The organism is Luteibacter sp. CQ10 (assembly GCF_040900725.1).
GTDB lineage: Bacteria > Pseudomonadota > Gammaproteobacteria > Xanthomonadales > Rhodanobacteraceae > Luteibacter.
On sequence record NZ_JAEUYM010000003.1, the window covers coordinates 493,960 to 517,700 of the forward strand.

Below are 23,741 nucleotides of genomic sequence, written 5' to 3' on the forward strand. Positions count from 1 at the left end.
GGCATCATCCACTTTTCAAGCGAGGTAGGCATGGCCAACGCTCCGCATGGCGAGGCACCGCTGCGCGCCGACGCGGCGCGTAACCGTGAGCGCATTCTCCAGGCCGCGGAGGTGGTGCTGGCGGAAAAGGGCGCGGACGCGTCGTTCGACGAAATCGCCAAGCGCGCCAAGGTCGGCATCGGTACCCTCTATCGTCGTTTTCCGACACGCGAATCCCTCCTGGCCGCCATCAGCGACGAGCGGCTCCTCGCTCTCTCCCGTACCAGCCTCGCGCGCGACGACAGGCTTTCGCCGACGGCATCGATCCGGGCCTTCGCCGGCGAACTGGTGGATCACGTCATTCACTGTCGCGGATTGGCGGCGTCGCTGGGCGCGGTGATGAAGAGCGGAACGCCGGGGTGCCATGCGAGCCGCGAGGAGGCACGGCGGCTGCTCCTGCGTGCGCAGGATACGGGCGCGGTCCGGCGCGATGTCTCGGTCGACGATCTCGTCTGCATGGTTACGGCGATTTCCTTGGCCATCGAGCAGGACGGCACCGATCCGTCGCGGACGTCCCATCGGGTCGACCTTTTCCTCGACGGCATCGCCGCACGCTGACGCGTCCGCCGGCCCCGCTGTCGGCCGCCCACGCGCCGGGTGCCGTACCATACCGGCATGGCTGACAAACCCAACGATTTCATCGACCAGTACCAGGCCTTCGTTCGTGACAGCGTGCAGGCCTGGGCCCGGCAATTCGATCCCAAGCCCGAGCCGGACGCCGCGCCGCAGGCCGACATCGCCGCCCGGCTTTTCGCCAGCCTTGGCGGTTACGGCGACTGGATGCGTTCGGTGATGCAAGGCGCGTCTCCCGCATCGCCGTTCGATGCCCCGGTGCCGCCCTTCGGGCAGCCGGGTCCCGGCGCGGCACCGTTCGCCTTCGGTCCCCCACCCGGCGCCCAGCCGGGTAGCGAGCGCTTCGACGATTGGGCGAGGGTGACCCGGGAAGCCTTGTCGATGCCGGCCTTCGGGCTGACCCGCGAGCAGCAGGAGGAGCAGCAGGCCCTGCTGAAGGCATGGATCGACTATGCCGAGCAGTTCGGGCGATACCAGTCGTTGCTGCAGGGCGTGCACGACCGTGCGTCCGCCGCCATGCGCGATCGGGTGGCGCCGACCGACGCCGACTCCATGCGTTCGCTCTACGACCGTTGGGTGAACCTCGCCGAAGAGAGCTACGCGGAAGCGGCGTTGTCGACGGAGTTTCGCGAGGTCTATGCGGCGCTGGTCAACGCGCAGATGCGCGTGAAGGTGCTCCAGCAGCGCCAGATCGAACGTTTCTCGGTCCAGGCCGGCATGCCGACGCGCAAGGAGGTGGATAGCCTCGGGGAACGCCTGCAAGCCGTTCGTCGCGAATTGAGGCAGATGCAGGGCCTGGCCGCCGAAGTCGAGTCGCTCAAGGCGGAACTGGCCGCGCTGCGTGGCGACAAGCCCAAGAGAGCGGCGAAGAAGGCGGCGGGCAAGAGGCCGGCCCGATGAGCGACAACCCTTTCCACATCGACCCCGAGCGGGCTCGTGAAGAGGTCGAAGCTTTTCGGCGCAAGCTGGAGGCCGGCGTCGAAACGCTCAAGCACGTCGGGCCGATCGAGCTGGGTTCGACGCCTCGCGAGGCCGTCTACACCGAAGACAAGCTCACGCTGTGGCATTTCAAGGGCAAGGGCAAGCCCACGGCGAAAACGCCATTGCTGATCTGCTATGCGCTGGTCAACACGCCGTGGATGGTCGACCTCCAGGAAGACCGTTCGATGGTGCGCAACCTGCTCGAGCAAGGCGAAGACGTCTACCTGATCGATTGGGGGTATCCCGACGGCGCCGACCGTTGGCTTACGCTCGAGGATTACATCGACGGTTACCTCGATCGCTGCGTCGACGTGGTCCGCCGCCGTCATGGTCTGGACGCGGTGAATCTGCTGGGCATCTGCCAGGGTGGCGTATTCTCGCTGTGTTATGCGGCGCTGCATCCGGAGAAGGTGCGCAACCTCGTCACCATGGTGACGCCGGTGGACTTCCATACGCCCGACAACATGCTCTCTCACTGGGCGCGCAACGTCGACATCGACCTGTTCGTCGACACGGTGGGCAACGTGCCCGCCGACCTGATGAATTTCGCTTACCTCACCTTGAAGCCGCTGCGCCTGAATCAGCAGAAGTACGTGGGCCTGGTCGATATCCTCGACAATCCTAAGGAGGTAGAGAACTTCCTTCGGATGGAAAAGTGGATCTTCGACTCGCCTGACCAGGCCGGCGAAACCTTCCGGCAGTTCGCCCGCGATTTTTTCCAGAAGAACCTGCTGATGAAAGGCGAGGCCACGATCGGCGAGCGCAGGGTCGACCTGAAGAAGATCGTCCAGCCCGTGCTCAACATCTACGCCGAGCAGGATCACCTGGTGCCGCCGGCCGCCTCCACGCCGCTCGGCGACATGATCGGCAGCAAGGATTACACCGCGCTCGCGTTCCCGGGCGGGCACATCGGCATCTACGTATCCGGGCGTGCGCAGAAACTGGTACCGCCAGCCATCCATGAGTGGCTCGACGAACGATGATCGTGCGCTGGTCGAAGATAGCGATGGTGCTCTCGCTGGCGGCTTTCGCCTTGGTGGTCACGTTCGACAATCTCATCGACTACGGCTCGAACTTCGAATTCGTGCGGCACGTGTTGTCGATGGATACGACCTTTCCCGGTCATGCGCTGATGGGCCGTGCGATCACCTCGCCGGGCGCCTGGCACGCGGCCTATGTCGCGATCATCGCGGGCGAGGGCGTGACCGCCGTGCTGTTGGCGTTGGGGGCGTATGAATTGTGGATGGCGCGACGCCGTTCCTCGGTGGCGTTCCAGGCGGCCAAGCGTTTCGCCGTCGCCGGTTGCACGGTGGGCTTCATGGTCTGGTTCTTCGGTTTCATGGTGGTGGGCGGCGAGTGGTTCGCCATGTGGCAGTCGAAGGCATGGAACGGGCAGGAAAGCGCGTTCAGGTTTTACATGGCGTTGCTTGGCGTGCTGGTGTTCGTGAATCAGGCCGACGGCGAACCCGGAGCCTGACCAACCTCGGCGAACCGCCGCGACAGTGGCGGCCGGCATGCGATAATCCACGCATGAATGCCTCGACCTCACACGATTCCATCCGTGCCGTCCAGTGGCGCGGCGACCGCCTGTGCCTGCTCGACCAGCGCCGCCTGCCGACGGAGGAACGCTGGTTCGACTGCGTGAACGCCGACGATGTCACCCGCGCCATCCGCGATCTCGCCGTGCGTGGCGCACCGGCCATCGGCATCGCCGCGGCCTGGGGCGTGGTGCTGGCGGCGAAGGCGGGAGACGACCTCCCGCATGCGCTCGCCACGCTGCGTGCCGCCCGTCCCACGGCGGTGAACCTCATGTGGGCACTCGACCGCATGAAAGCGCGGATCGACGCGGGTGCCGATGCGGCCGCGCTGGAACGCGAGGCCCAGGCCATCCAGGACGAAGACCTCGCCGCCAACCGTCACATGGGCCAGCTCGGCGCCGCGTTGATCGAAGCGGGATCGCAGGTCATCACCCACTGCAACACCGGCTCGCTCGCCACGGCGGGCTACGGCACGGCGCTGGGCGTGATCCGCGCAGGCGTCGAGGCCGGCCGCATCGATCATGTCTACGCGGGCGAAACGCGTCCCTGGCAGCAGGGTGCGCGCCTGACCATGTGGGAGCTCTTCCGCGATGGCATTCCCGCGAGGCTCATCGCCGACTCGGCCGCCTCCCACCTCATGAAGGAAGGCAAGGTGAAGTGGGTGATCGTCGGCGCCGACCGCATCGCCGCCAACGGCGACACCGCGAACAAGATCGGCACCTACCAGCTCGCCATCGCCGCGCGCCACCACGGCGTGAAGTTCATGGTGGTCGCGCCTTCCACCACCGTCGACATGGCCACCGCCAGCGGCGACGACATCGAGATCGAGCTGCGCGACGCGACCGAACTGCTTTCCGTCGGCGGCACGCGCACGGTGATCGAAGGCGCGGATGCCTGGAACCCGGTCTTCGACGTCACGCCCGCCGACCTGATCGATGCCATCGTGACCGAACGCGGCGTGATCCTGAAGCCCGACGAAGAACAGATGCGGATCATGTTCCCGTGACGCGCCTGCGTCGCGAATTCGCCCTGTTCGCCCTGGGCGGACTGATCGGCTTCGTGATTGACGGCGGCATCGCCCAGGGACTGGTGCGGATGGCCGGATGGAACGCCTACGGCGCGCGCGCCGTGTCGTTTTTCGTCGCGGCGACCTTCACCTGGTGGTGGAGTCGCCACCATACCTTCGCCGATCGCGAATCGGGGCGCGACAGCCGCAGCGAATGGCTGCACTGGATCGGGCTCATGCTGGTGGGCGCGGCCTTCAACAACGGCGCCTATGTGCTGGCGCTGCACCTTTTTCCCGCCCTCCACGCGTGGCCGGCGGTGGCCGTCGCCGCGGGCTCGGTGTCAGGCGCGGCCGCCAACTTCCTGTTGGCGCGCGCGGTGCTTTTCCGCACCGTCAAAACGACTGTTTAAGTCATTGAATACAAAGGTTTTTTAACTGTCTTTTCGACGTCCTTTGTGATATCATCGTCGGGTTGGGTCGACCGCGTCGCCATGCCGCGACATCCGGCGGTCGGCGGGGGCATTTTCACGGATATCCAGGAAGTCGATTGATGGCAGAACTCGCCAAAGAAGTCATTCGCGTCAACATCGAAGACGAGATGCGCCAGAGCTATCTCGACTATGCGATGAGCGTCATCGTCGGGCGCGCGCTGCCCGACGTGCGCGACGGACTCAAGCCGGTGCACCGGCGCGTGTTGTTCGCGATGAACGAACTGGGCAATGCCTGGAACAAGCCCTACAAGAAATCGGCGCGCGTCGTCGGTGACGTGATCGGTAAATACCATCCGCACGGCGACGCGTCGGTCTACGACACCATCGTCCGCATGGCCCAGCCGTTCTCGCTGCGTTACATGCTGGTCGACGGCCAGGGCAACTTCGGTTCGGTCGACGGCGACAACGCCGCGGCCATGCGATACACCGAGGTGCGCATGGCGCGCCTCACGCACGAGCTGCTCGCCGACATCGACAAGGAAACCGTCGACTTCGGCCCCAACTACGACGAGAGCGAGAGCGAGCCGCTGGTGCTTCCCACCCGCGTGCCGAACCTGCTCGTCAACGGTTCGGCCGGCATCGCGGTCGGCATGGCGACGAACATCCCGCCGCACAACATGACCGAGGTCATCAACGCCACGCTGGCGCTCATCGAGGAGCCCTCGCTGGGCGTCGACGAGCTGATGACCCACATCCCCGGCCCGGACTTCCCCACCGCCGGCATCATCAACGGCTCCTCGGGCATCGTCGAGGCGTACCGCACCGGTCGCGGCCGCATCCTCGTGCGTGCGCGCACCGAGATCGAGACCGAGGCCAACGGGCGCGAGACGATCATCGTCCACGAGCTGCCTTACCAGGTGAACAAGGCACGCCTGATCGAAAAGATCGCCGAGCTGGTCAAGGAGAAGAAGCTCGAAGGCATCAGCGAACTGCGCGACGAGTCCGACAAGGACGGCATGCGCGTGGTCATCGAGATCCGTCGTGATGCCATGGCCGACGTGGTGCTGAACAACCTGTTCCAGCAGACGCAGCTGCAGGTCACCTTCGGCATCAACATGGTGGCGCTGCTCGACGGCCAGCCCAAGCTGCTCAACCTCAAGGACATCATCGAGGCGTTCATCCGCCATCGCCGCGAGGTGGTCACCCGCCGTACCATCTTCGAGCTGCGCAAGGCCCGCCAGCGTGCGCACATCCTCGAAGGTCTCACGGTCGCGCTCGCCAACATCGACGAGATGATCGAGCTCATCCGCACGTCGGCGTCCTCGCAGGAGGCCCGCGAGCGTATGGTCGCCCGTCGCTGGGAGCCGGGCATGGTGCGCGCGATGCTGGGCGCCGCCGGTGCCGCCGCCTCCCGTCCGGAAGACATGGATCCACGCGACGGCCTGCGTGACGACGGCTACCAGCTGTCCGAAGCCCAGGCCACCGAGATCCTGCAGATGCGCCTGCACCGCCTCACCGGCCTGGAGCAGGAGAAGCTTTCCGACGAATATCGCGAGATCCTCGAAACCATCCGCGGGCTCATCGAGATCCTCGAGAACCCGGTGCGCCTGCTCGAGGTCATCCGCGAAGAACTCGAACAGATCCGTACCGATTACGGCGACGCACGCCGCACCGAGATCCAGCACTCGCAGGAAGACCTCAACGTCCTCGACCTGATCGCGCCGGAAGACGTGGTGGTCACGCTGTCGCATACCGGGTACGTCAAGCGTCAGCCGGCCAGCCTCTATCGTGCGCAGCGCCGTGGCGGCAAGGGGCGTTCGGCGTCGGCGCTGAAGGACGAAGACGTCGTGCAGCAGCTGTGGGTGGTGAACACCCACGATACGCTGCTCACCTTCACCAGCACCGGTCGCGTCTACTGGCTCAAGGTCTACCAGATGCCCGAAGCCGGCCCGGGCGCGCGCGGCAAGCCCATCGTCAACCTGTTGCCGCTGGCCGAGGGCGAGAAGGTGCAGGCCTTGCTGCCGGTGCGTGACTACGACCCGAGCTGCTACGTGTTCTTCGCCACCCGCAAGGGCACGGTGAAGAAGACCCCGCTCACCGAGTTCGCCTTCCAGCTGCAGAAGGGCAAGGCCGCCATCAGCCTCGACGAGGGCGATGCGCTGGTGGACGTGGCGATGACCAACGGCGAGAGCGACGTGCTGCTGTTCGCGTCCAACGGCAAGTCCGTGCGCTTCGACGAAAACAAGGTGCGTTCGATGGGCCGCACCGCCACCGGCGTGCGCGGCATGCTGCTCGCGGACGACGCGGTGGTGGTCTCGCTTATCGTCGCCCATGGCGACGGCGACATCCTCACCGCCACCGAGCGCGGCTACGGCAAGCGCACGGTGCTCGACGAGTTCCCGAAGAAGGGGCGCGGCACGCAGGGCGTGATCGCCATCCAGTGCTCGGAGCGCAACGGCCATCTCGTCGCCGCCACGCAGGTCACCGAGGCCCAGCAGGTGATGCTGATCTCCGACCAGGGCACGCTGGTGCGCACGCGCGTGTCCGAGGTGGCGCAGGTCGGCCGCAACACGCAGGGCGTCACGCTGATCAAGCTGCCGAAGGACGAAACCCTCATCGGTGTCGTCCGCATCGAGGCCGAAGACGAGCCGGAAGGCGAGGGCGAAACGCCCAGCGGCGAGGCTGCGGCGGACATGCCGCCGGTCGAGTCCGGGCCGGTAAACGGCGAAGGCGATTCGCCGGAGGCCTGATGAAAAGAACCCGCCGAAAGGCGGGTTTTTTTTTGGGCATCTCGCTGCGCGATTCGAGGATGCGACGTGAGGCTCAGTCGCCGATGGCTTCCAGCATCGCTTCGGCCGACGACACCTTGAATTCGCCCGGCGCCTCGACGTTCAGCACCTTCACCACGCCATCCTCGAGGTACATGGCGAAACGCTTCGCGCGAATGCCCATGCCGTTCTTCGTGCCGTCCAGTTCGAGCCCCAGCGCCTTGGTGAAGGCCGCATTGCCGTCCGCGAGCATGACCAGGCTCTCGGGGATGCCGCGCTCCTTGCCCCAGGCGTCCATGACGAAGGCGTCGTTCACGGACAGGCAGAACACCTTCACGCCGCGCTGGGCGAAATCGTCGATATGCTGGATGTAGCCCGGTAGGTGACGGTTCGAGCAGGTGGGCGTAAACGCGCCCGGCACGGCAAACACCACGATCTTGCCTTCGCCGAGCAACTCGGTGGATGTGTGGGTCTGGATACCGTCCTTGAAGACGGCGACGGTGGCTTCCGGAATGCGATCGCCGACTGCGATGGTCATGATGCGGGCCTTGGTGGGAGGAAAGTCCCGAGTGTACGCGAGCGCCGTGAAGCTGAAGCGTCACCAACCGTCGCGGTCGGCCTCTTGAATCGCCGCAGCGCGCTCATATGTTGGATTCCAGACGGCCAGCGGGCCGAAAAACTTTAAGGGAGTCAACCAGATGAACGAGCTTCGTCACATCACGTTCCGTCGCGCGCCGTTGCTGGGCGGGGATCTTCGTGCCGCCTTCGAACATATCTTCGGCAGCGACATCGCCCCCGCCAGCAGCGCCACGGAGAGCGCCTGGTCGCCGCGCGTGGACATTCGCGAGGAAGAGGGACGCTTCCTCATCCTGGCCGACCTGCCGGGCGTGGACCTGGCCGACATCGACATCCAGATGGACAAGAACGTGCTGAGCATCAAGGGTGAGCGCAAGGCCTACAGCAGCGAGACCGAGGGTAAATACGCTCGCGTCGAGCGTGTCACGGGCGGTTTTCGCCGTAGCTTCAACCTGCCGGAAAGTGCCGATGCCGAGGGCGTGACCGCCTCCAGCCGCAACGGCGTGCTCGAAATCGCCATCCCGAAAAAGGCGGAAAGTGCGCCGCGTCGCATCACCGTCAACGCTGCGGGCTGATTCGGTCTAAGCTTGACAGTCTGGCCCGCGGTGGTTCGGTCCACCGCGGGCCATGTGTATGGGTTATTCGGTATTCGACACAAGCCCGGGAGAGCCTGTGGAGTTCAAGGATTATTACGAGATTCTCGGGGTCAAGCCCGACGCGAGCGACGCCGAGATCAAGGCGGCGTACCGCAAGCTTGCCCGCAAATACCACCCGGACAAGAACAAGGAGCCGGGGGCGGAAGAGAAGTTCAAGGCCGTCAACGAGGCCAACGAGGCGCTGAAGGATCCGGAGAAACGCCGGGCCTACGACCAGTTCCGCGCCGGCGGTTATCGCCAGGGCGAGCAGTTCCGCCCGCCGCCGGGCTGGGGACAGCAAGGCGGCGGCTTCGATTTCGGCGACATGGGAGGTCGCGGCGACTTCAGCGACTTCTTCGAGAGCCTGTTCGGCGGCGGCGCCCGTGCGGGCCGCGGACAGCCCCAGGCCCGTCGCGGACGCGATATCCAGGCGAAGATCGAGACCGATCTCGAGACCGTCTACACCGGTGGCAAGACCCGCGTCGTACTCAACGACTCGTCCGGTGGCGAGCGCGTGCTGGAGGTGAAGATTCCCGCCGGCATCGTATCGGGCCAGACGATCCGTCTGTCGGGGCAGGGGCACCCTGGTGCGGGCGGCGGCCCGGCGGGCGATCTGCTGCTGGAGATCGGCGTCCGCGAGGATGCCCGTTTCCGCCTCGATGGGCGCACGGTGACCCATGTGCTGCCGATCTCGCCCTGGGAGGCCGCCCTGGGCGCGACGGTGCCCGTGCCGACCCTGGGTGGGCATGTGGACCTGCGCATTCCGTCGGGATCGCAGTCCGGGCGCAAGCTGCGGCTGAAGGGGCGTGGTCTGCCTGGTTCGGAGCCGGGCGACCAGATCGTGGTGCTGGAAATCCGCGTTCCCGTGCCGGAAACGCATGAAGAGCAGGCGGCGTATGCCGAGTTCAAGGAAGCGTTCGCGGGGTTCGATCCGCGGCGATAGGGAGCACTGAAGCGCCTTTGCCGCGTACGAGCCGATTCATCGGCGATGCCTAACGGTGTCGCGACCTGCTATCGCCGCTGAAGCGGCTCCTACTAAGCAGGGTGCGGCACGATGCAGGCGTTTGCCCTTGCTCGGTAGGAGCCGATTCATCGGCGATGCCTAACCGTGTCGCGACCGGCCATTGCCGCTAAAGCGGCTCCTGCCGAGCGAGGCCCGCACCTGGCAAAGCGCGTCAGCCCGGCAGATGTTCCTTCAGCGCCGACACCAGCTCCTCTTCCTTGATCGGCTTCACCACGTAAGCTTTCGCGCCCTGACGCAAGCCCCACACCTTGTCCGTGTCCTGGTCCTTCGTGGTCACCAGGATGATCGGGATGTGCTTGGTGCTGTCTTCCTTGGCGATCGTGCGCGTGGCCTGGAAACCGTTGAGGTTGGGCATGACCACGTCCATCAGGATCAGGTCGGGCAGCTCGCGCTTGGCGGCCTCGACGCCTGCGGCGCCGTCCTCGGCAGTGATGGCCTCATGGCCCAGCTTTTCAACGATGCGCTTGATGCCAAGCAGCTGCGACGGCGAATCGTCGACGATCAGGATACGAGCCATTCACTTTCCCCCGGGACGGTGCCCGATGTGTCTTTTCTTGGATACGGCGCCCAGGCGACGAAAAAACGTCGCGCGATGCGCTTCCGGCGGAGCCATTCTACCGGCCGGCGATATTGTCGCAACGGCAACTATCCGATGCGCACCACCGTGCGACCGAACGACCCACCCGCGAGCATGCCATCGAAAACCCCCGCGACATCGTCCAATGACACCTCGCGCGTGCAGATCGTGTCGAGGTGGCGGGGGCGCCATTCGCCGGACAGGCGGCGCCACACTTCCTCGCGAATGTCGCGCGGGCTTCCGGCCGAGGCCACGCCCAGCACGCTCACGCCGCGGATGATGAAGGGCATCACCGTGGTGTGCAGCTCCGGACTGCCGGCCAGGCCGCAGATGGCGGCGTTGCCGTAGGGGGCGATGAGGGGCAGGAGCCCGGCCAGGGTGTCGCCGCCCACGTTGTCCAGCAGGCCACCGTAGCGCGCCGAATCCATGGGGCGGCCGCTGAAGGTGAGGGTATGGCGGTCGACGCACTCGCTGGCGCCGAGGGCGCGCAGGGCCTCGAAGCGATCGGCCTTGCCGCTGATCGCGTGCACTTCGTAGCCTGCGCCGCTGAAGATGTCGATGCCCAGCATGCCCACGCCGCCCGTGGCGCCGGTGATGGCGATCGGCCCCATCGAGGGCGACTGCCGGTTGAAGGTCATCTGCAGCAGCGCCAGCGCGGCCGTGTAGCCGGCGGTGCCGATGATCATCGCCTCGCGGGTGCTCAGCGAGGCGGGCAGGGGAATCACCGTCACCGAGGGCAGGCGCACGTATTCGGAGTAGCCGCCGTCGATCGTCTCGGAAAGGCCGCTACCGGTGGCGAGCACCTTGTCGCCCTCGCGGTAGGCCGGATCGGTGGACTGGATTACCGTACCGGCCACGTCGATGCCACCGTTCAGGGGGAACGTTCGAAGGATCTTGCCCTTGCCGGTGCCGGCGAGGGCATCCTTGTAGTTCACCGACGACCATTCGGCACGGACGACCACCTGGCCTGGCGTGAGGTCGTCGAGAGCGACGGTCTCGATGCGGCCACGACAGCCGGCATCCTCCTGGCGGATACGGAAGGCTCGAAACGCGTTCATCGTTTACTCCTCAGTGACTGTCGACGGTGCTTGCCGTGATCCATTTGGGCACGAAGGTGGATTCGTAGCGCTTCATCCAGTCGAACAGCGCGTCGATGCTGGCGCCGAACCAGACCTGGTCGCGCTGGATCTTCTTGACGAAACCCTCGCTCACCATGTGGTCCATGCTGGCGGCGAGGCCCGAGTAGAAGCCGAGCACGTCGAGGAACGCGCACGGATAGGTGTGCAGGCCAAGCTGGGCCCAGGTGAGCATCTCGAACATCTCGTCCATGGTGCCGAAGCCACCGGGCAGGGCGACGAAGGCATCGGAGAGTTCATACATGCGCGTCTTGCGCTGGTGCATCGTTTCCACCACGTGCAGCTCGCTCAGGCCCTGGTGCGCGACTTCCTTCTCGACCAGCTGGCGCGGAATGACGCCGATGACGCGGCCCCCTTCGGCGAGCACGGCGTCGGCCACGGTGCCCATGAGCCCGACCTTGCCACCGCCGTAGACGAGCGCGATGCCTTCGTGGGCGAGCCGCGTGCCGAAGGCCTTCGCCGCTTCGACGTATTCGGGGCGCGAACCGCTGCTGGAACCGCAGTAGACGCAGAGGGATTTGATCTCACGCATGTGACGAAACCTCCGATGTGTTTACCTGATCGCACGCTTGGCGAAGCGCTTCGCCGATACGATCGGCTCCCACCCCTTCGGTGGCAAAGTACGAGCAACCTGCCTACCGAAGGGGTGGGAGCCGATCGTATCGGCGATTCCAGGTCGCGAGTGCGATCGGGTAAAAACACCCGTTTCAAAACGACAAAGCCCGCCCATGCTTGCGCATGGACGGGCTTTTGCCAACAGGGGCGATCAGTTGCCCTTGTGGATGGCGCGCTTGTCGACGGCGAGGGCCGCCTCGTGCACCACTTCGCTCAGCGCCGGGTGGGCGTGGACGATGCGGGCGAGGTCTTCGGACGAGCCCTTGAACTCCATCGCCACCACGCATTCATGGATCAGCTCGGAAACCACCGGGCCGACCATGTGCACGCCGAGGATGCGGTCGGTTTCGGCGTGGGCGATCATCTTGACCTGGCCGATGCCTTCGTTCATCGCCACGGCACGGCCGTTGACGGCGAACGGGAAGGCGCCCGTGCGATACGGGATGCCTTCTTCCTTGAGCTGCTCTTCGGTCTTGCCGACCCAGGCGATTTCCGGCTCGGTGTAGATGACCCAGGGCACGGTGTCGAGGTTGACATGACCCGGCTTGCCGGCGATGAGTTCGGCCACCATCACGCCTTCTTCCGAGCCCTTGTGCGCGAGCATCGGGCCGCGCACGGCGTCGCCGATCGCCCAGACGCCGTCGACGCCGGTGTGGTTGTGCGCGTCGACCACGATGCGGCCGCGCTCGTCGAGCTTCACGCCGGTGTCGTCGGCCAGCAGGCCGTCGGTGTAGGCGCGGCGGCCCACGGCCACCAGCAGCTTGTCGACCACCAGGCTCTGCTCGGCGCCGTCCTTGTCGGTGTAGCTGACGTGCACTTCGTCGCCCTTGATCTCCGCCTTGGTGACCTTGGCGTTGACCTTGATGTCCAGCCCCTGCTTGGCGAACTCGCGGGCGGCCATCTTGGCGATGTCCTGGTCGGCCACGGCGAGGAATTTCGGCAGGGCTTCGAGCACCGTCACGTCGGCGCCGAGACGCTTCCACACGCTGCCGAGCTCGAGGCCGATCACGCCCGCGCCGATCACGCCCAGGCGCTTGGGCACGGCGTCGATGTCGAGGGCGCCGGTGTTGTCGATGATGTGCTTGCCGTCGAACTTGGCGAACGGCAGCTCGATGGGCACCGAGCCCGAGGCGAGGATGACGTTGGTGGCCGAGATCGTCTGCTTGGCGCCGTCGTTGCCGGTGACTTCGACCTCGTTGCCCTTGAGCAGCTTGCCCTTGCCGAAGTACGACGTGATCTTGTTCGCCTTGAACAGCATCGCGACGCCGCCGGTGAACTGCTTGACGATCTTGTCCTTGCGACCGATGAAGGTCGCGATGTCGATCTTCGGATTCTCGGCCGTGATGCCGTGATCCTTGAAGTTGTGCGTAAGGTTGTGGAACTGCTTGGACGAATCCAGCAGCGCCTTGGAGGGGATGCAACCCACGTTGAGGCAGGTGCCGCCCAGCGCGGCCTTGCCGTCCTTGCCGACGAAGGCGTCGACCACGGCGGTCTTCAGGCCCAGCTGGGCGGCGCGGATCGCGGCCACATAGCCCGCGGGGCCGGCACCGATGACGATGACGTCGAACTTCTCGCTCATTTGCTTAGCTCCGGATGAAACGGCGGTATTCGCTACCGCTGGATATGGGGGCGGTGACATGAAAACGGGAGTCTTTCGACTCCCGCCTTCACGCTTGCCTTCTCAACCGGCCATTACAGGCCGAGCAGCATGCGCTGCGGGTTTTCCAGCTGGTTCTTGATGTCGACCAGGAACAGCACGGCGTCGCGGCCATCGATGATGCGGTGGTCGTACGACAGGGCCAGGTACATCATCGGGGCGGCGATCACCTGGCCGTTCTCCACGACCGGGCGCTCCTTGATGGTGTGCATGCCGAGGATGGCGCTTTGCGGCGGGTTGACGATCGGGGTGGACAGCAGCGAACCGAAGGTGCCGCCGTTGGTGATCGTGAAGGTGCCGCCCTGGAGGTCGTCCAGGCCGAGCTTGCCGTCGCGGGCCTTCTTGGCGTAGCCGACGATGCCCTTTTCCACGTCGGCGAAGGACATGTCCTGCACGTCGCGCAGCACCGGCGTGACCAGGCCCTTGTCGGTGGACACGGCGATCGAGATGTCCTGGTAGCCGTGGTAGATGATGTCGTTGCCGTCGACGGAGGCGTTGATCACCGGGTAGCGCTTGAGCGCTTCGGTGGCGGCCTTCACGAAGAAGCTCATGAAGCCCAGCTTGACGCCGTTGGCCTTCTCGAACTGCTCGCCCAGGCTCTTGCGCAGCTTCACCACCTCGGCGAGGTTCACTTCGTTGAACGAGGTGAGCATCGCGATCGAGTTCTTCGACTGCATCAGGCGCTCGGCGATGCGGGTGCGGATGCGGGTCATCGGCACGCGCTCTTCCGGACGCGAACCCGGCGTGGGCTTGGCGGCCGGGGTGGCGGGAGCCGCCGGAGCAGCGCCGCCCTTGCCGGCGTTGACCAGGTCTTCCTTGGTCACGCGGCCGTCGCGGCCGGTGCCGGCGACGGTGGACGGGTCGATGTTTTCTTCCACGGCGACGCGGCGGCCGGCGGGCGAGAGCTCGTCGACACCCTTCGGCGCTTCCTTGGCCTCGGCCTTTTCGGCCTTGGGCGCTTCGGCGGCGGCCGGGGCGGGAGCCGGGGCCGGGGCCGCGGCGGCGGCGCCTTCCTCGATGACCGCGATCACCTGCTGGCTGGTGACGGTGGCGCCTTCCTCGAACTTGATTTCCTTCAGCACGCCGTCGACCGGGGCCGGTACTTCGAGAACGACCTTGTCGGTTTCCAGGTCGAGCAGGTTTTCGTCGCGCTTGACGGCATCACCGGCCTTCTTGTGCCAGGTGGCGATGAGCGCGTCGGAGACCGACTCGGGCAGGACCGGGACTTTGACTTCGATGGACATGCTTGTCTTACTCCGCTGCGTGATCGGTGCCGACCGGCGCGACGAGCGCCTGTTCGACGAGCGCCGTCTGTTCGGCGATATGGGTGTTGAGATGGCCTGCGGCCGGCGACGGCGAGCGCGAACGGCCCGCGTACGAGAGGCTCTGCTTCGGGTTGACGCAGGCCTGCAGGTGATGACGGATCTGGAACCACGCGCCCTGGTTCATCGGCTCTTCCTGGCACCACACCACTTCCTTGGCGGCGGGGTACTTCTCCAGCTCGGCCGAGACTTCGGCGCGCGGGAACGGATAGAGCTGCTCGACGCGGACGATGGCCACGTCGTTGAGTTCGCGCTTCTCGGCGTCTTCGAGGAGGTCGTAGTAGACCTTGCCCGAGCAGAGCACCACGCGCTTGACCTTCTTGGCCGCAACGTTGCGATGCTCGCCGATCACCAGCTGGAACTTGCCGTTGGCCAGTTCGTCGAGCGTGGAGACGGCCAGCTTGTGGCGCAGCAGCGACTTGGGCGTCATCACGATCAGCGGCTTGCGCACGGGGCGCACCTGCTGGCGGCGGATCATGTGGAACGCCTGGGCCGGCGTGGTGGGCACGCAGACCTGCATGTTGTCCATGGCGCACAGCTGCAGGAAGCGCTCCAGGCGCGCGGAGGAATGCTCCGGTCCCTGGCCTTCGTAGCCGTGCGGAAGGAATAGCGCCAGGCCGCAGAGGCGGTCCCACTTGGCTTCGCCGGAGCTGATGAACTGGTCGATCACCACCTGGGCGCCGTTGGCGAAGTCGCCGAACTGGCCTTCCCAGATCGTGAGCTGGTCGGGCGAGGTGGTGGCTTCGCCGTATTCGAAGGCCATCACGGCTTCTTCGGAGAGCAGCGAGTCGATCACCTCGACGCGGGCCCCGTCGCGCACCTTGCGCAACGGCATGTAGGTGTCGTCGCTCTTCTGGTCGTGCAGCACCGCGTGGCGGTGGAAGAACGTGCCGCGGCCGGCATCCTGGCCCACCACGCGGAGGTCGTTGCCCTCGGCGATGAGCGTGCCGTAGGCGAGGTTCTCGGCGAAGCCCCAGTCGCCCGGCAGTTCGCCGGCGGCCATCTTGCGGCGGTCGTCGTAGATCTTGGCGACGCGCGCGTGCAGGGTGACGTCGGAGGGGATGTCGAGGATGGTGTCGAGCACCTTGCCGAGCGTCTCGCGCGACACGCCGGTATTCACTTCCATCGACAGCTTGTTGCCCTGGAAGCGGGTCCAGTCGACGGCGATGTCGCGTTGCGGGTTCGGGTCGATCGAGATCAGCGGCTCACCCTTCTCGAGGCGGCCGCGGTAGTCGTCGAGCATCTTCTGGCCGTCGTCGGCACCGATGACGGTGTCCTTCACGAGCGACTGCGCGTAGAGGTCGCGCGTGGTCGGGCGCTTGCGGATCACCTGGTACATCAGGGGCTGCGTGGCCGCCGGCTCGTCGGCCTCGTTATGACCGTGGCGGCGGTAGCAGACCAGGTCGATGACCACGTCTTTCTTGAACTGCTTGCGGAATTCGTAAGCCAGGCGGGTGACCTGGATCACGGCTTCCGGATCGTCGCCGTTCACGTGGAACACCGGCGCGTTGACCATCTTGGCCAGGTCGGTGCAGTAGAGCGTGGAGCGGGCGTCCTCGCGCTTGGAGGTGGTGAAGCCCACCTGGTTGTTGACCACCAGGTGCAGCGTGCCGCCGATGGCGAAGCCACGGGCCTGCGACATCTGCAGGAGCTCCATGTTGACACCCTGGCCGGCGAACGCCGCGTCACCGTGGATGAGCACGGCCAGCGACTTCTCGCGCGCGGTATCGCGGCGGCGCATCTGGCGCGCGTGCACCGAGCCGGCCACCACCGGGTTGACGATTTCGAGGTGGGACGGGTTGAAGGCCAGCGCCACGTGCACGCCGCCGTTGGGCGTCTTGACGTCGGCGGAGAAGCCCATGTGGTACTTCACGTCGCCGGTGTGGATCGGGCTGTCGTCGTGCTCGAACTTGCCTTCGAACTCGTTGAAGAGCTGCGAGGGAGCCTTGCCGAGAATGTTCACCAGCACGTTGAGGCGGCCGCGGTGGGCCATGCCGATGACCACTTCCTTCACGCCGTTGTCGCCGGCGGCGCGGACCACGTCGTCGACCATCGGGATGAGGCTGTCGCCGCCTTCGAGCGAGAAGCGCTTCTGGCCGACGTACTTGGTGTGCAGGTAGCGCTCGAGGCCTTCGGCGGCGGTGAGCGCCTCGAGGACGCGAACCCTTTCGGTCTTCTGCAGGTTCGGCTTGCCTTCGGCCTTTTCCAGCCGGCTGTAGATCCACGCCCGCTGATCGTAGTCGGAGATGTACATGAACTCGGCGCCGACGGTGCCGGCGTAGATCTTCTTGAGCTTCGCGAGCAGGTCGCGCAGCTTCAGGCGCTGGCCGCCGCCGGCGAACGTGCCGGCGTCGAACTCGGTGTCGAGGTCGGCGTCGGAGAGGCCGTGGAAGGCGAGGCCGAGATCCGGTGCGTCGATGTCCGGGGCGGTGAGGCCGAGGGGATCGAGCTGGGCGGCGAGGTGGCCGCGCGAGCGGTAGGCGGTGAGCAGGCGGAGCACGCCGGCCTGCTTGCGCGCGTAGGCGTCATCGGTCGGTGCGACCGTCGCCGTACCGGCGCCCCGGCGCTGTTTCTGCGCGGCCTCGATGCGGGCGATGGCGCTGGAGTGCGGGGTATCACCCGCCTCGCGGCCCTTGAACGACTTGAAATAGGCGTCCCATTCGGCCGGGACGGCGCCGGAATCGGCCAGCCAGGCTTCGTAGACTTGCTCTACGTAATCGGCGTTTCCGCCGGCGAGTTGGGAGGATTCGGAAAACTCGCGGATCAGGTTTGCGCTCACGTCACCACCGGCAGACGGACAAGGGCGGGGTGTCGCGTAAGGCATGGGGATGCCCCACGCGGCACTAAGAATCCGTTAATTATAGCCCCGTGCTGCGTTGCCGCGCCAACCCATTCGCGCATGGCCGGCTTGCGTCAGATGCCCAGTGGTCTTATCTCCCAGGCCGGCTCGGCCCGCTCCCAGACTTCGTCGAAATAGGCCGTCAATCGAGAGGTCTGGCCGGGCTGGCCGAGGGCGCCCTCGGCGTCGAAGCGGGTGGCCACGGGCCTGAACAGAAACGCACCGGCCTCGTCGGTGACGAAGGCCGATCCGTAGCCGAGGTGGGTCTCGTCGGTGGGTACCCGGATGCTCATGGCGGTGGGGAGGCGCTGGACGAGGGCGAGCAGGCGGTGGCCGTCGCGGTGGGCGCGGTTGGCATCGTGGGTGAGGATGCGCACGCGGGCGTGGCGGCCGCTGGTGGCCAGTCGGCGCAGTTCGGTCAGCGCGGCCTCGCTGTCGAACAAGCCAGGCTCGAGCAGCGGCAGATAGAGGCAGGCACGGTGGCGGGCCTGGACTAGCAGGCGGACATGGGCGGCCTCGAGACCGGCGCGATCGCCGGCTTCCAGGCGCATGTCCGCCGTATCGCTCACCGGCGGCGCCCCTTGCGCACGGCCACCATGCCGTCGTTGACCAGGGCCAGCAACACCGCCTTCTCGGCGGCGGTCGGCGGCCGGTCGAAGGCGATGTCGCGCTCGCCCGCGAGGCGTTCGGCCAGGTCGACCGGGCATTCGTAGGCGTGGCCGCTCACGTACAGGGTGGCGTCCTTGCGGCCGCGCACCCAGGCGATCCGGGCATAGGGATGGCGGACGATGCCGGCGCCGCCGTCGAGCGCCTTCTCCAGCGCGGCGGGCGTGACCGGCTTGGGCGACGCCACCGGCTCCTGCGCGTTGCGGTAGCGGGTGATGAAGCGGCCGAACCAGTCGGCGAGCAGCTCGCGGTCGAGCGCGGCGGCGAAGGGCAGGGCCTGGCGCACACGGTTCAACGCGGCCGCGTCGATCTCGCCGGCGCGTTTGGCGGGCGTGAGGTCGGGGTCGGTGTAGCGCAGCTCGTCGGGCATGCGCTCGGCGAGGAAGTCGGCGAGGTCGCCGGTGAGTTCGGCCTGCGAAGGCGCGCGCATGCCCACCGAAAGCGTCATGCAGTTGCCGATGGCCACGCCGTCGTGCGGCACCCCGGGCGGCAGGTAAAGCATGTCGCCCGGTTCGAGCAGCCACTCGTGGGTGGGCTCGAAGGTCTTCAGCTGCTTCAGTTCCACGTCGTCGCGGAAGTCGAGCGGTGCATCGGGGTCGTCGCTGATGGCCCAGTGCCGCTGGCCGAGGCCCTGCAGCAGGAACACGTCGTACTGGTCGACGTGCGCACCCACGCCGCCGCCTTCCTCGGCGTAGGAGATCATGATGTCGTCCACGCGCCAGGTCGGCAGGAAAGCGAACGTATCCAGCAGCGCCGCGACGTCGGTATCCCACTTGTCGACATCCTGCACGAGCAGGGTCCAGTCGCGCTTCGGCGTCTTGCCGAACTGGGCCTCGTCGAACGGGCCGGTCTTCACCGTCCAGCGGTCGCGCTTTTCGTCGTGGACGATGAGACGCGACAGCACGCCTTCCTCGCAGGCCAGGCCGGCGAGGTCGTCGGGCTGGATCGGGGGCTCGAAACCGGGGAAGGCGTTGCGGATGAGCAGCGGGCGTTTCTGCCAGTAGTCACGCAGGAACTGCGTGGCGCTCATGCCGAGCGGCTGGCTGGCGCTGCCGCGCACTTCGATGGGGAGGGGTTTGCGGGTGGGGGTCTGGATGGCCATGGGCGGCATTGTAGCCGCGAGGCAGCTTGAATTCGCCGATGCGATCGGCTCCCACCCCTCCGGTAGGCGAGGTCTAGCTACCGGAGGGGTGGGAGCCGATCGCATCGGCGATAACCGGTTGCCGTACCTCTACGATTCCCCGGCCGGCCTCCAACGCATGCAGATCGATCTCCTTCACCGACACCGGCCGGTGATCCTCACCGAACGCCACGTCGCCCAGCGTCCATCCGGCCTTGCAGGTGACCGCCCCCCAGAACCGTCGGAACGCCGCCCAGTGCAGCCCGACCAGGCCCTTGTCGTTGTCCGCGTCCACCATGGGATCGCCCACGCCCGTCGGCCGGATGGCCTCGCCGTAGAGCGCCGTGCCGAAGACCACGTCCCAGATCGAGAACACCTGGCCGAAGTTGCAGTTGTGCAGGGTGGGGCGGTCCGGGTCCACCAGCATGTGGTGCAGGCGATGGAACACCGGCGAGACCAGTACGCGGTCGAACACGGGCCCAAAGCGCACGCGCACGTTGGCGTGGGAGAAGTTCTGCACCAGCTCGCCCGCCAGCATCAGCCAGGCGAAGTCCACCGGCGCCACGCCGATCACCACGCCGACGCCCGCCAGCACCATCGATTGCAGGAAGCCGTCGACGAGGCTGCCGCGGTCGTTCGTCCAGCAGCTCATCTGCCGCGTGCTGTGGTGCATGCTGTGCAGGGCCCACCACCAGGGCAGGGCATGCTGCAGGCGGTGCATCCAGTAGTAGACCAGGTCGTAAATGGCGTAATAGACGATGAAGAGCAGCAGCGGATGGTTCGCCAGGGCCGGGATCAGATGAGTGATGCCGAGCAGCGACGTATCGCCGGGCGAATCGTCGCCGCCGCCGAAGTAATGGCTGATCGGCGTGAGCACCAGGTAGCTGAACATCGGGAAGATACCCAGCAGCATCATCAGGGTGTATTGCCAGTCCACGCGCGTGAGTCGGCGGTGCGTCCACCGTTCCGCGGGAATCACCGATTCGAGCGGGCGGAACAGAAAAGCGATGATGCCCACCTGCAACAGCGAGATGAGGATGGCTTCGGCGATTTCGCGCGGGTCGCCGGCCAGGCCGTCCAGGTGCAGCAGGTGCAGGAACGGGACGACGGCGTGGATGCTCGTTGCATCGACCAGGTGGGACCACGGCGCGAACATGGGACGACGACCTCGGCAAGGGACGGCGCGCCAGCGTGCACGCAGTCGGTGACATCATTAAGCTTCACGCCTCTTTCGTTGGGCTTTCCGCCATGCGACACACACCCGGGATCGCCATCGGCATCCATGTGGGCATCGATATCCTCCCGGTGATCGCCGAACTGGCGGCGCTGCGTATCGCGGTCTTCCGCGACTGGCCGTATCTGTATGACGGCGACGAGGCCTACGAACGGAACTACCTCGCCCGTTACGCCGCCTCGCCGCGGGCCATCTGCGTGGTGGCGCGCGATGAGCGCGGCGCGGTCGTGGGTGCGTCCACCGGCATCCCGTTGGCGGACGACGGCGAGGCGTTCCACCGGCCGTTCCACGAGCGGGGCCTGGCGCTCGACGAGGTGTTCTACTTCGGCGAATCGGTGCTGCTGGCGCCGTGGCGCGGGCGCGGCGTGGGCCACGCCTTTTTCGACGCGCGCGAGGCGCACGCCCGCGAATGCGGCGCCTTCGGCTGGACGGCGTTCTGTTCCGTGCGGCGCGATGCGGACGATCCGCGGGCCCCGGCCGTTCATCGCGGCCATGACGCTTTCTGGCGAAGCCGCGGCTATGCGCCGGTATCGGGCATGGCCTGTACGCTTTCATGGAAGGAGCGTGGCGACGACGGCGCCAGCGAACACACCCTCGACTTCTGGATGCGCGCGATCGATCGTGCGAAGGATCCCGCATGACCCGCTCACTCGCCGAATGGCTCGCCTATCAGGAAAGCGTCCACGCGGTCGGCATCGACATGGGCCTGGAGCGCGTCGGCGCCGTCTGGCGTGCCATGGGCTCGCCACGCCCGGCCCCCCTCGTGATCACCGTCGGTGGCACCAACGGCAAGGGCTCCACGGTGGCCCTGCTCGAAGGCATGCTGCGCGCGGCGGGCTATCGCGTGGGCTGCTACACCTCCCCGCACCTGCTGCATTACAACGAGCGCGTTCGCATCGAGGGGCGGGACGCCTCCGACGATGCCCTGGTGGCCTCCTTCGAGCGCATCGAGTCGGCGCGGGGCGAGATACCGCAGACCTATTTCGAGTTCGGCACCCTGGCCGCGCTCGACCTGATGGCGCGCGCGGGGCTCGACGTCGCCATCCTCGAGGTCGGCCTCGGCGGGCGACTCGACGCGGTGAACATCGTCGACGCCGACGTTGCCGTGATCACCACCATCGACCTCGACCACCAGGCCTGGCTCGGCGGCGATCGCGACAGCATCGGTCGCGAGAAAGCGGGCATCGCCCGCGCGGATACGCCGGCCATCGTCGGCGAACGCGAACCACCCGCCGGGCTGCTGGACGCGCTGCAAGGAATCGGCGCGCGTATCGAGCGTGCCGGAGAGGCCTATGGGGTAGCGATCGACGACGACGGCGCATGGCGCTGGTCGCATCGCGACGGCACCCTGTATCGGCTGCCTCGCCCGGCGCTGGACGCGCCCGTGCAATACGCCAATGCCGCGGCGGCCATTGCGGCGCTGCATGCGCTGCGTCCGCGCCTCGACGTGCCGCCGGACGCCATCGCGCAGGCCTTGCGCGACGTGCGCGTGGCCGGTCGCCTGCAACCCGTGGCGGAGCGGCCGCTCACCCTGGTCGACGTGGGGCACAACCCGCAGGCCGCGCGCGCGCTCGCCGAATGGATCGACGCCACGCCACGGCGGGGGCGCGTGCTGGCCGTCTATGGCGCGCTTTCGGACAAGGACACGGCCAGCGTGATCGCCGCGCTCGGCACGCGCGTGGCGCACTGGTACCTCGCCGGGCTGGACCGCGACACCCCCCGCGGTCTCCCCGGCGCCGCGCTGGCGGAAAGCCTGGCGACGGTGCTGCCCGGCGCGGCGCACACCGTCTTCCCCACCGTGTCGCCCGCCTGGGCCGCCGCGCGGGAGGCGGCGGGCGACGATGACGTGCTGCTCCTGTTCGGTTCGTTCTTCGTCGCCGGCGCGGCCTTGGCCTCGACGTAGGTGAACGCGCCGACGGCGCGGGCGCCGAGCGTCGCCCATTGCCGGTTATAATCGCCGCGATCCGCTTTGCGACGGTCGTATGGAGACTTCATTGAAAACACGCCTGCTGGGTGCCGCCGTCCTGATCGCTCTCGCGGTCCTGATCGTGCCGATGCTTTTCTCCAGTACGCCACCCAAGGGCGACGCCGAGCAGTCGGTGAGCCTGGCCATCCCGCCGGCCCCCGATCGCGAACTGCAGGCACGCACGCTGGATGTGTCGCCCAACGGCACGGGCGCCGTGTCCGCGCCGCAGCCGGTCGCCGCGCCGGCGCCGACGGCCAGCGTCCGGCCGGCCGCCGTGACGCCGCCCGCGTCGGGCAACCGCCTCGCGTCGGTCGACATCGCCTCGCGCAAGCCCGCCGATGCGCTGCCGGAGGATCTCGCGTCCGCACCCGCGAAGCCTGCCACGACGCCAGCGAAGCCGGTGAAGACCACGCCCCCGACCCAGGTCGCCGCGGCCACGCCGCCCGCCACCGCGCCGGGTACCGCCGCTCGTGGCAGCTATTCGCTGAACCTCAGCGCCTACGCCGACCGCTCCAAGGCCGACGCCCTCGTGCAGAAAGTGCGCGCGTTGGGCTATCCGGTCACCACGGCCGCGATCAACCAGGGCGGCAAGGCGCTGACCCTCGTCCATGCCGGTCCGTTCGAGACTCGCGCCGCCGCCGAGGCGGCACGCCTGAAGATCACCGCCGCCGTGCCCGGGGCCCCCGCATCGCTGACGAGCAAGGCCGATACGGCCACCGCCGACGCCCCGGCACCGGCGCGTCCGGCGGCCGGCACGGCGGCGGCCGCCGCCGTGCCGGCCAGCGCTCCCCGTGCCGGCGGATTCGCGGTGCAGGTGGCCGCGGTCAGCAGTCAGGTTGAAGCCACCCGCCTGCAGGACAAACTCCGTGGCGCGGGTATCCCCGGGTACGTCGACACCGTCGCCTCGAGCGGCGGCGCCAAGCTGTGGCGCGTGCGCGCGGGCCCGCAGGCCCAGCGCGACGACGCGGTTCGCCTCAAAGACCAGATCAAGGCCAAGGTCGGCCTCGACGGCGTTGTGGTGACGGCGCCCTAAGGCGC

At 67.0% G+C, this 23,741-nt stretch carries 22 protein-coding genes; 12 read left to right on the forward strand and 10 right to left on the reverse strand.

The window, feature by feature from the left end:
* Positions 1–30: 30 nt before the first annotated feature.
* The 7 genes from JNG39_RS15340 to gyrA all read left to right on the forward strand — a co-directional run bounded on the left by JNG39_RS15340 (position 31) and on the right by gyrA (position 7,318).
* Positions 31–597, forward strand: coding sequence for a TetR/AcrR family transcriptional regulator (locus JNG39_RS15340; protein ID WP_368312701.1), 567 nt, complete (start codon positions 31–33; stop codon positions 595–597).
* 57 nt (positions 598–654) lie between these two features.
* Positions 655–1,512: a poly(R)-hydroxyalkanoic acid synthase subunit PhaE gene (locus JNG39_RS15345; RefSeq protein WP_368312704.1), complete on the forward strand. Its 858-nt coding sequence runs from the start codon at positions 655–657 to the stop codon at positions 1,510–1,512.
* Positions 1,509–2,576, forward strand: coding sequence for a class III poly(R)-hydroxyalkanoic acid synthase subunit PhaC (locus tag JNG39_RS15350; RefSeq protein WP_368312706.1), 1,068 nt, complete (start codon positions 1,509–1,511; stop codon positions 2,574–2,576). Before JNG39_RS15345 ends, JNG39_RS15350 begins: the two co-directional genes overlap by 4 nt.
* Positions 2,573–3,070: a DUF2165 family protein gene (locus JNG39_RS15355; protein WP_368312708.1), complete on the forward strand. Its 498-nt coding sequence runs from the start codon at positions 2,573–2,575 to the stop codon at positions 3,068–3,070. Before JNG39_RS15350 ends, JNG39_RS15355 begins: the two co-directional genes overlap by 4 nt.
* Positions 3,071–3,123: 53 nt before the next feature.
* On the forward strand, positions 3,124–4,137 hold the full coding sequence (mtnA, locus tag JNG39_RS15360) for an S-methyl-5-thioribose-1-phosphate isomerase (RefSeq protein WP_368312711.1): 1,014 nt from the start codon (positions 3,124–3,126) through the stop codon (positions 4,135–4,137).
* Positions 4,134–4,547 (forward strand): GtrA family protein, encoded by a 414-nt coding sequence (locus tag JNG39_RS15365; RefSeq protein WP_368312713.1) that lies wholly within the window; start codon positions 4,134–4,136, stop codon positions 4,545–4,547. Before mtnA ends, JNG39_RS15365 begins: the two co-directional genes overlap by 4 nt.
* Before the next feature lie 140 nt (positions 4,548–4,687).
* Positions 4,688–7,318: a DNA gyrase subunit A gene (gene gyrA, locus JNG39_RS15370; protein WP_368312716.1), complete on the forward strand. Its 2,631-nt coding sequence runs from the start codon at positions 4,688–4,690 to the stop codon at positions 7,316–7,318.
* Positions 7,319–7,391: 73 nt separating this feature from the next.
* Here the strand turns inward: gyrA and JNG39_RS15375 are convergent, their stop codons facing one another.
* Positions 7,392–7,874: a peroxiredoxin gene (locus JNG39_RS15375; RefSeq protein ID WP_368312719.1), complete on the reverse strand. Its 483-nt coding sequence runs from the start codon at positions 7,872–7,874 to the stop codon at positions 7,392–7,394.
* A gap of 160 nt (positions 7,875–8,034) precedes the next feature.
* Here JNG39_RS15375 and JNG39_RS15380 point away from each other — a divergent pair, with 160 nt between their 5' ends.
* Together JNG39_RS15380 and JNG39_RS15385 are read left to right on the forward strand one after the other, a co-directional pair.
* Positions 8,035–8,487: an Hsp20/alpha crystallin family protein gene (locus JNG39_RS15380; RefSeq protein WP_368312721.1), complete on the forward strand. Its 453-nt coding sequence runs from the start codon at positions 8,035–8,037 to the stop codon at positions 8,485–8,487.
* Between the two features lie 97 nt (positions 8,488–8,584).
* Positions 8,585–9,490, forward strand: a complete 906-nt coding sequence (locus JNG39_RS15385) for a DnaJ C-terminal domain-containing protein (protein WP_247367526.1) — start codon at positions 8,585–8,587, stop codon at positions 9,488–9,490.
* A gap of 232 nt (positions 9,491–9,722) precedes the next feature.
* On the opposite strand, the gene pilH is transcribed toward JNG39_RS15385, so the two are convergent.
* The 9 genes from pilH to JNG39_RS15430 all read right to left on the reverse strand — a co-directional run bounded on the left by pilH (position 9,723) and on the right by JNG39_RS15430 (position 20,659).
* The gene (gene pilH, locus JNG39_RS15390) at positions 9,723–10,088 is read right to left on the reverse strand and encodes a twitching motility response regulator PilH (protein WP_368312723.1); all 366 of its coding nucleotides are present in this window, start codon (positions 10,086–10,088) and stop codon (positions 9,723–9,725) included.
* Positions 10,089–10,216: 128 nt separating this feature from the next.
* Positions 10,217–11,206, reverse strand: coding sequence for an acryloyl-CoA reductase (locus JNG39_RS15395; RefSeq protein ID WP_368312725.1), 990 nt, complete (start codon positions 11,204–11,206; stop codon positions 10,217–10,219).
* Between the two features lie 10 nt (positions 11,207–11,216).
* Positions 11,217–11,816: a TIGR00730 family Rossman fold protein gene (locus JNG39_RS15400; protein ID WP_368312727.1), complete on the reverse strand. Its 600-nt coding sequence runs from the start codon at positions 11,814–11,816 to the stop codon at positions 11,217–11,219.
* A gap of 234 nt (positions 11,817–12,050) precedes the next feature.
* Positions 12,051–13,478 (reverse strand): dihydrolipoyl dehydrogenase, encoded by a 1,428-nt coding sequence (lpdA, locus tag JNG39_RS15405; RefSeq protein ID WP_368312728.1) that lies wholly within the window; start codon positions 13,476–13,478, stop codon positions 12,051–12,053.
* 113 nt (positions 13,479–13,591) lie between these two features.
* A complete protein-coding gene (odhB, locus tag JNG39_RS15410; protein ID WP_368312729.1) occupies positions 13,592–14,800 on the reverse strand; it encodes a 2-oxoglutarate dehydrogenase complex dihydrolipoyllysine-residue succinyltransferase in 1,209 nt (402 codons plus the stop codon).
* A gap of 7 nt (positions 14,801–14,807) precedes the next feature.
* The gene (locus JNG39_RS15415; RefSeq protein ID WP_368312730.1) at positions 14,808–17,657 is read right to left on the reverse strand and encodes a 2-oxoglutarate dehydrogenase E1 component; all 2,850 of its coding nucleotides are present in this window, start codon (positions 17,655–17,657) and stop codon (positions 14,808–14,810) included.
* A 134-nt stretch (positions 17,658–17,791) separates the two neighbouring features.
* Complete coding sequence (locus JNG39_RS15420) at positions 17,792–18,286, reverse strand: hypothetical protein (RefSeq protein ID WP_368312731.1); 495 nt, start codon at positions 18,284–18,286, stop codon at positions 17,792–17,794.
* Positions 18,283–19,485 carry a cupin domain-containing protein gene (locus JNG39_RS15425; RefSeq protein ID WP_368312732.1) on the reverse strand — a complete coding sequence of 401 codons (1,203 nt, stop codon included), beginning with the start codon at positions 19,483–19,485 and terminating at the stop codon, positions 18,283–18,285. The genes JNG39_RS15420 and JNG39_RS15425 overlap by 4 nt, the downstream gene beginning before the upstream one ends.
* A 73-nt stretch (positions 19,486–19,558) precedes the next feature.
* Complete coding sequence (locus JNG39_RS15430) at positions 19,559–20,659, reverse strand: sterol desaturase family protein (RefSeq protein ID WP_368312734.1); 1,101 nt, start codon at positions 20,657–20,659, stop codon at positions 19,559–19,561.
* 92 nt (positions 20,660–20,751) lie between these two features.
* Here JNG39_RS15430 and JNG39_RS15435 point away from each other — a divergent pair, with 92 nt between their 5' ends.
* The 3 genes from JNG39_RS15435 (at position 20,752) to JNG39_RS15445 (ending at position 23,736) form a co-directional block, all read left to right on the forward strand.
* Positions 20,752–21,378 (forward strand): GNAT family N-acetyltransferase, encoded by a 627-nt coding sequence (locus JNG39_RS15435; RefSeq protein WP_368312736.1) that lies wholly within the window; start codon positions 20,752–20,754, stop codon positions 21,376–21,378.
* A complete protein-coding gene (folC, locus tag JNG39_RS15440; protein WP_368312737.1) occupies positions 21,375–22,640 on the forward strand; it encodes a bifunctional tetrahydrofolate synthase/dihydrofolate synthase in 1,266 nt (421 codons plus the stop codon). The genes JNG39_RS15435 and folC overlap by 4 nt, the downstream gene beginning before the upstream one ends.
* A 91-nt stretch (positions 22,641–22,731) precedes the next feature.
* Positions 22,732–23,736, forward strand: a complete 1,005-nt coding sequence (locus tag JNG39_RS15445; protein WP_368312738.1) for an SPOR domain-containing protein — start codon at positions 22,732–22,734, stop codon at positions 23,734–23,736.
* The last annotated feature ends 5 nt before the right edge of the window (positions 23,737–23,741 follow it).

What these genes read in the sequence shown, in the direction of transcription:
- JNG39_RS15435 (WP_368312736.1), top strand. Translation starts at nt 20,752, where the DNA reads ATGCGACACACACCCGGGATCGCCATCGGCATCCATGTGGGCATCGAT.
- JNG39_RS15425 (WP_368312732.1), bottom strand. Translation starts at nt 19,485, where the DNA reads ATGGCCATCCAGACCCCCACCCGCAAACCCCTCCCCATCGAAGTGCGC.
- JNG39_RS15345 (WP_368312704.1), top strand. Translation starts at nt 655, where the DNA reads ATGGCTGACAAACCCAACGATTTCATCGACCAGTACCAGGCCTTCGTT.
- JNG39_RS15355 (WP_368312708.1), top strand. Translation starts at nt 2,573, where the DNA reads ATGATCGTGCGCTGGTCGAAGATAGCGATGGTGCTCTCGCTGGCGGCT.
- mtnA (WP_368312711.1), top strand. Translation starts at nt 3,124, where the DNA reads ATGAATGCCTCGACCTCACACGATTCCATCCGTGCCGTCCAGTGGCGC.
- JNG39_RS15395 (WP_368312725.1), bottom strand. Translation starts at nt 11,206, where the DNA reads ATGAACGCGTTTCGAGCCTTCCGTATCCGCCAGGAGGATGCCGGCTGT.
- JNG39_RS15430 (WP_368312734.1), bottom strand. Translation starts at nt 20,659, where the DNA reads ATGTTCGCGCCGTGGTCCCACCTGGTCGATGCAACGAGCATCCACGCC.
- JNG39_RS15340 (WP_368312701.1), top strand. Translation starts at nt 31, where the DNA reads ATGGCCAACGCTCCGCATGGCGAGGCACCGCTGCGCGCCGACGCGGCG.
- JNG39_RS15375 (WP_368312719.1), bottom strand. Translation starts at nt 7,874, where the DNA reads ATGACCATCGCAGTCGGCGATCGCATTCCGGAAGCCACCGTCGCCGTC.
- lpdA (WP_368312728.1), bottom strand. Translation starts at nt 13,478, where the DNA reads ATGAGCGAGAAGTTCGACGTCATCGTCATCGGTGCCGGCCCCGCGGGC.
- folC (WP_368312737.1), top strand. Translation starts at nt 21,375, where the DNA reads ATGACCCGCTCACTCGCCGAATGGCTCGCCTATCAGGAAAGCGTCCAC.
- odhB (WP_368312729.1), bottom strand. Translation starts at nt 14,800, where the DNA reads ATGTCCATCGAAGTCAAAGTCCCGGTCCTGCCCGAGTCGGTCTCCGAC.
- JNG39_RS15350 (WP_368312706.1), top strand. Translation starts at nt 1,509, where the DNA reads ATGAGCGACAACCCTTTCCACATCGACCCCGAGCGGGCTCGTGAAGAG.
- JNG39_RS15380 (WP_368312721.1), top strand. Translation starts at nt 8,035, where the DNA reads ATGAACGAGCTTCGTCACATCACGTTCCGTCGCGCGCCGTTGCTGGGC.
- JNG39_RS15400 (WP_368312727.1), bottom strand. Translation starts at nt 11,816, where the DNA reads ATGCGTGAGATCAAATCCCTCTGCGTCTACTGCGGTTCCAGCAGCGGT.
- gyrA (WP_368312716.1), top strand. Translation starts at nt 4,688, where the DNA reads ATGGCAGAACTCGCCAAAGAAGTCATTCGCGTCAACATCGAAGACGAG.
- pilH (WP_368312723.1), bottom strand. Translation starts at nt 10,088, where the DNA reads ATGGCTCGTATCCTGATCGTCGACGATTCGCCGTCGCAGCTGCTTGGC.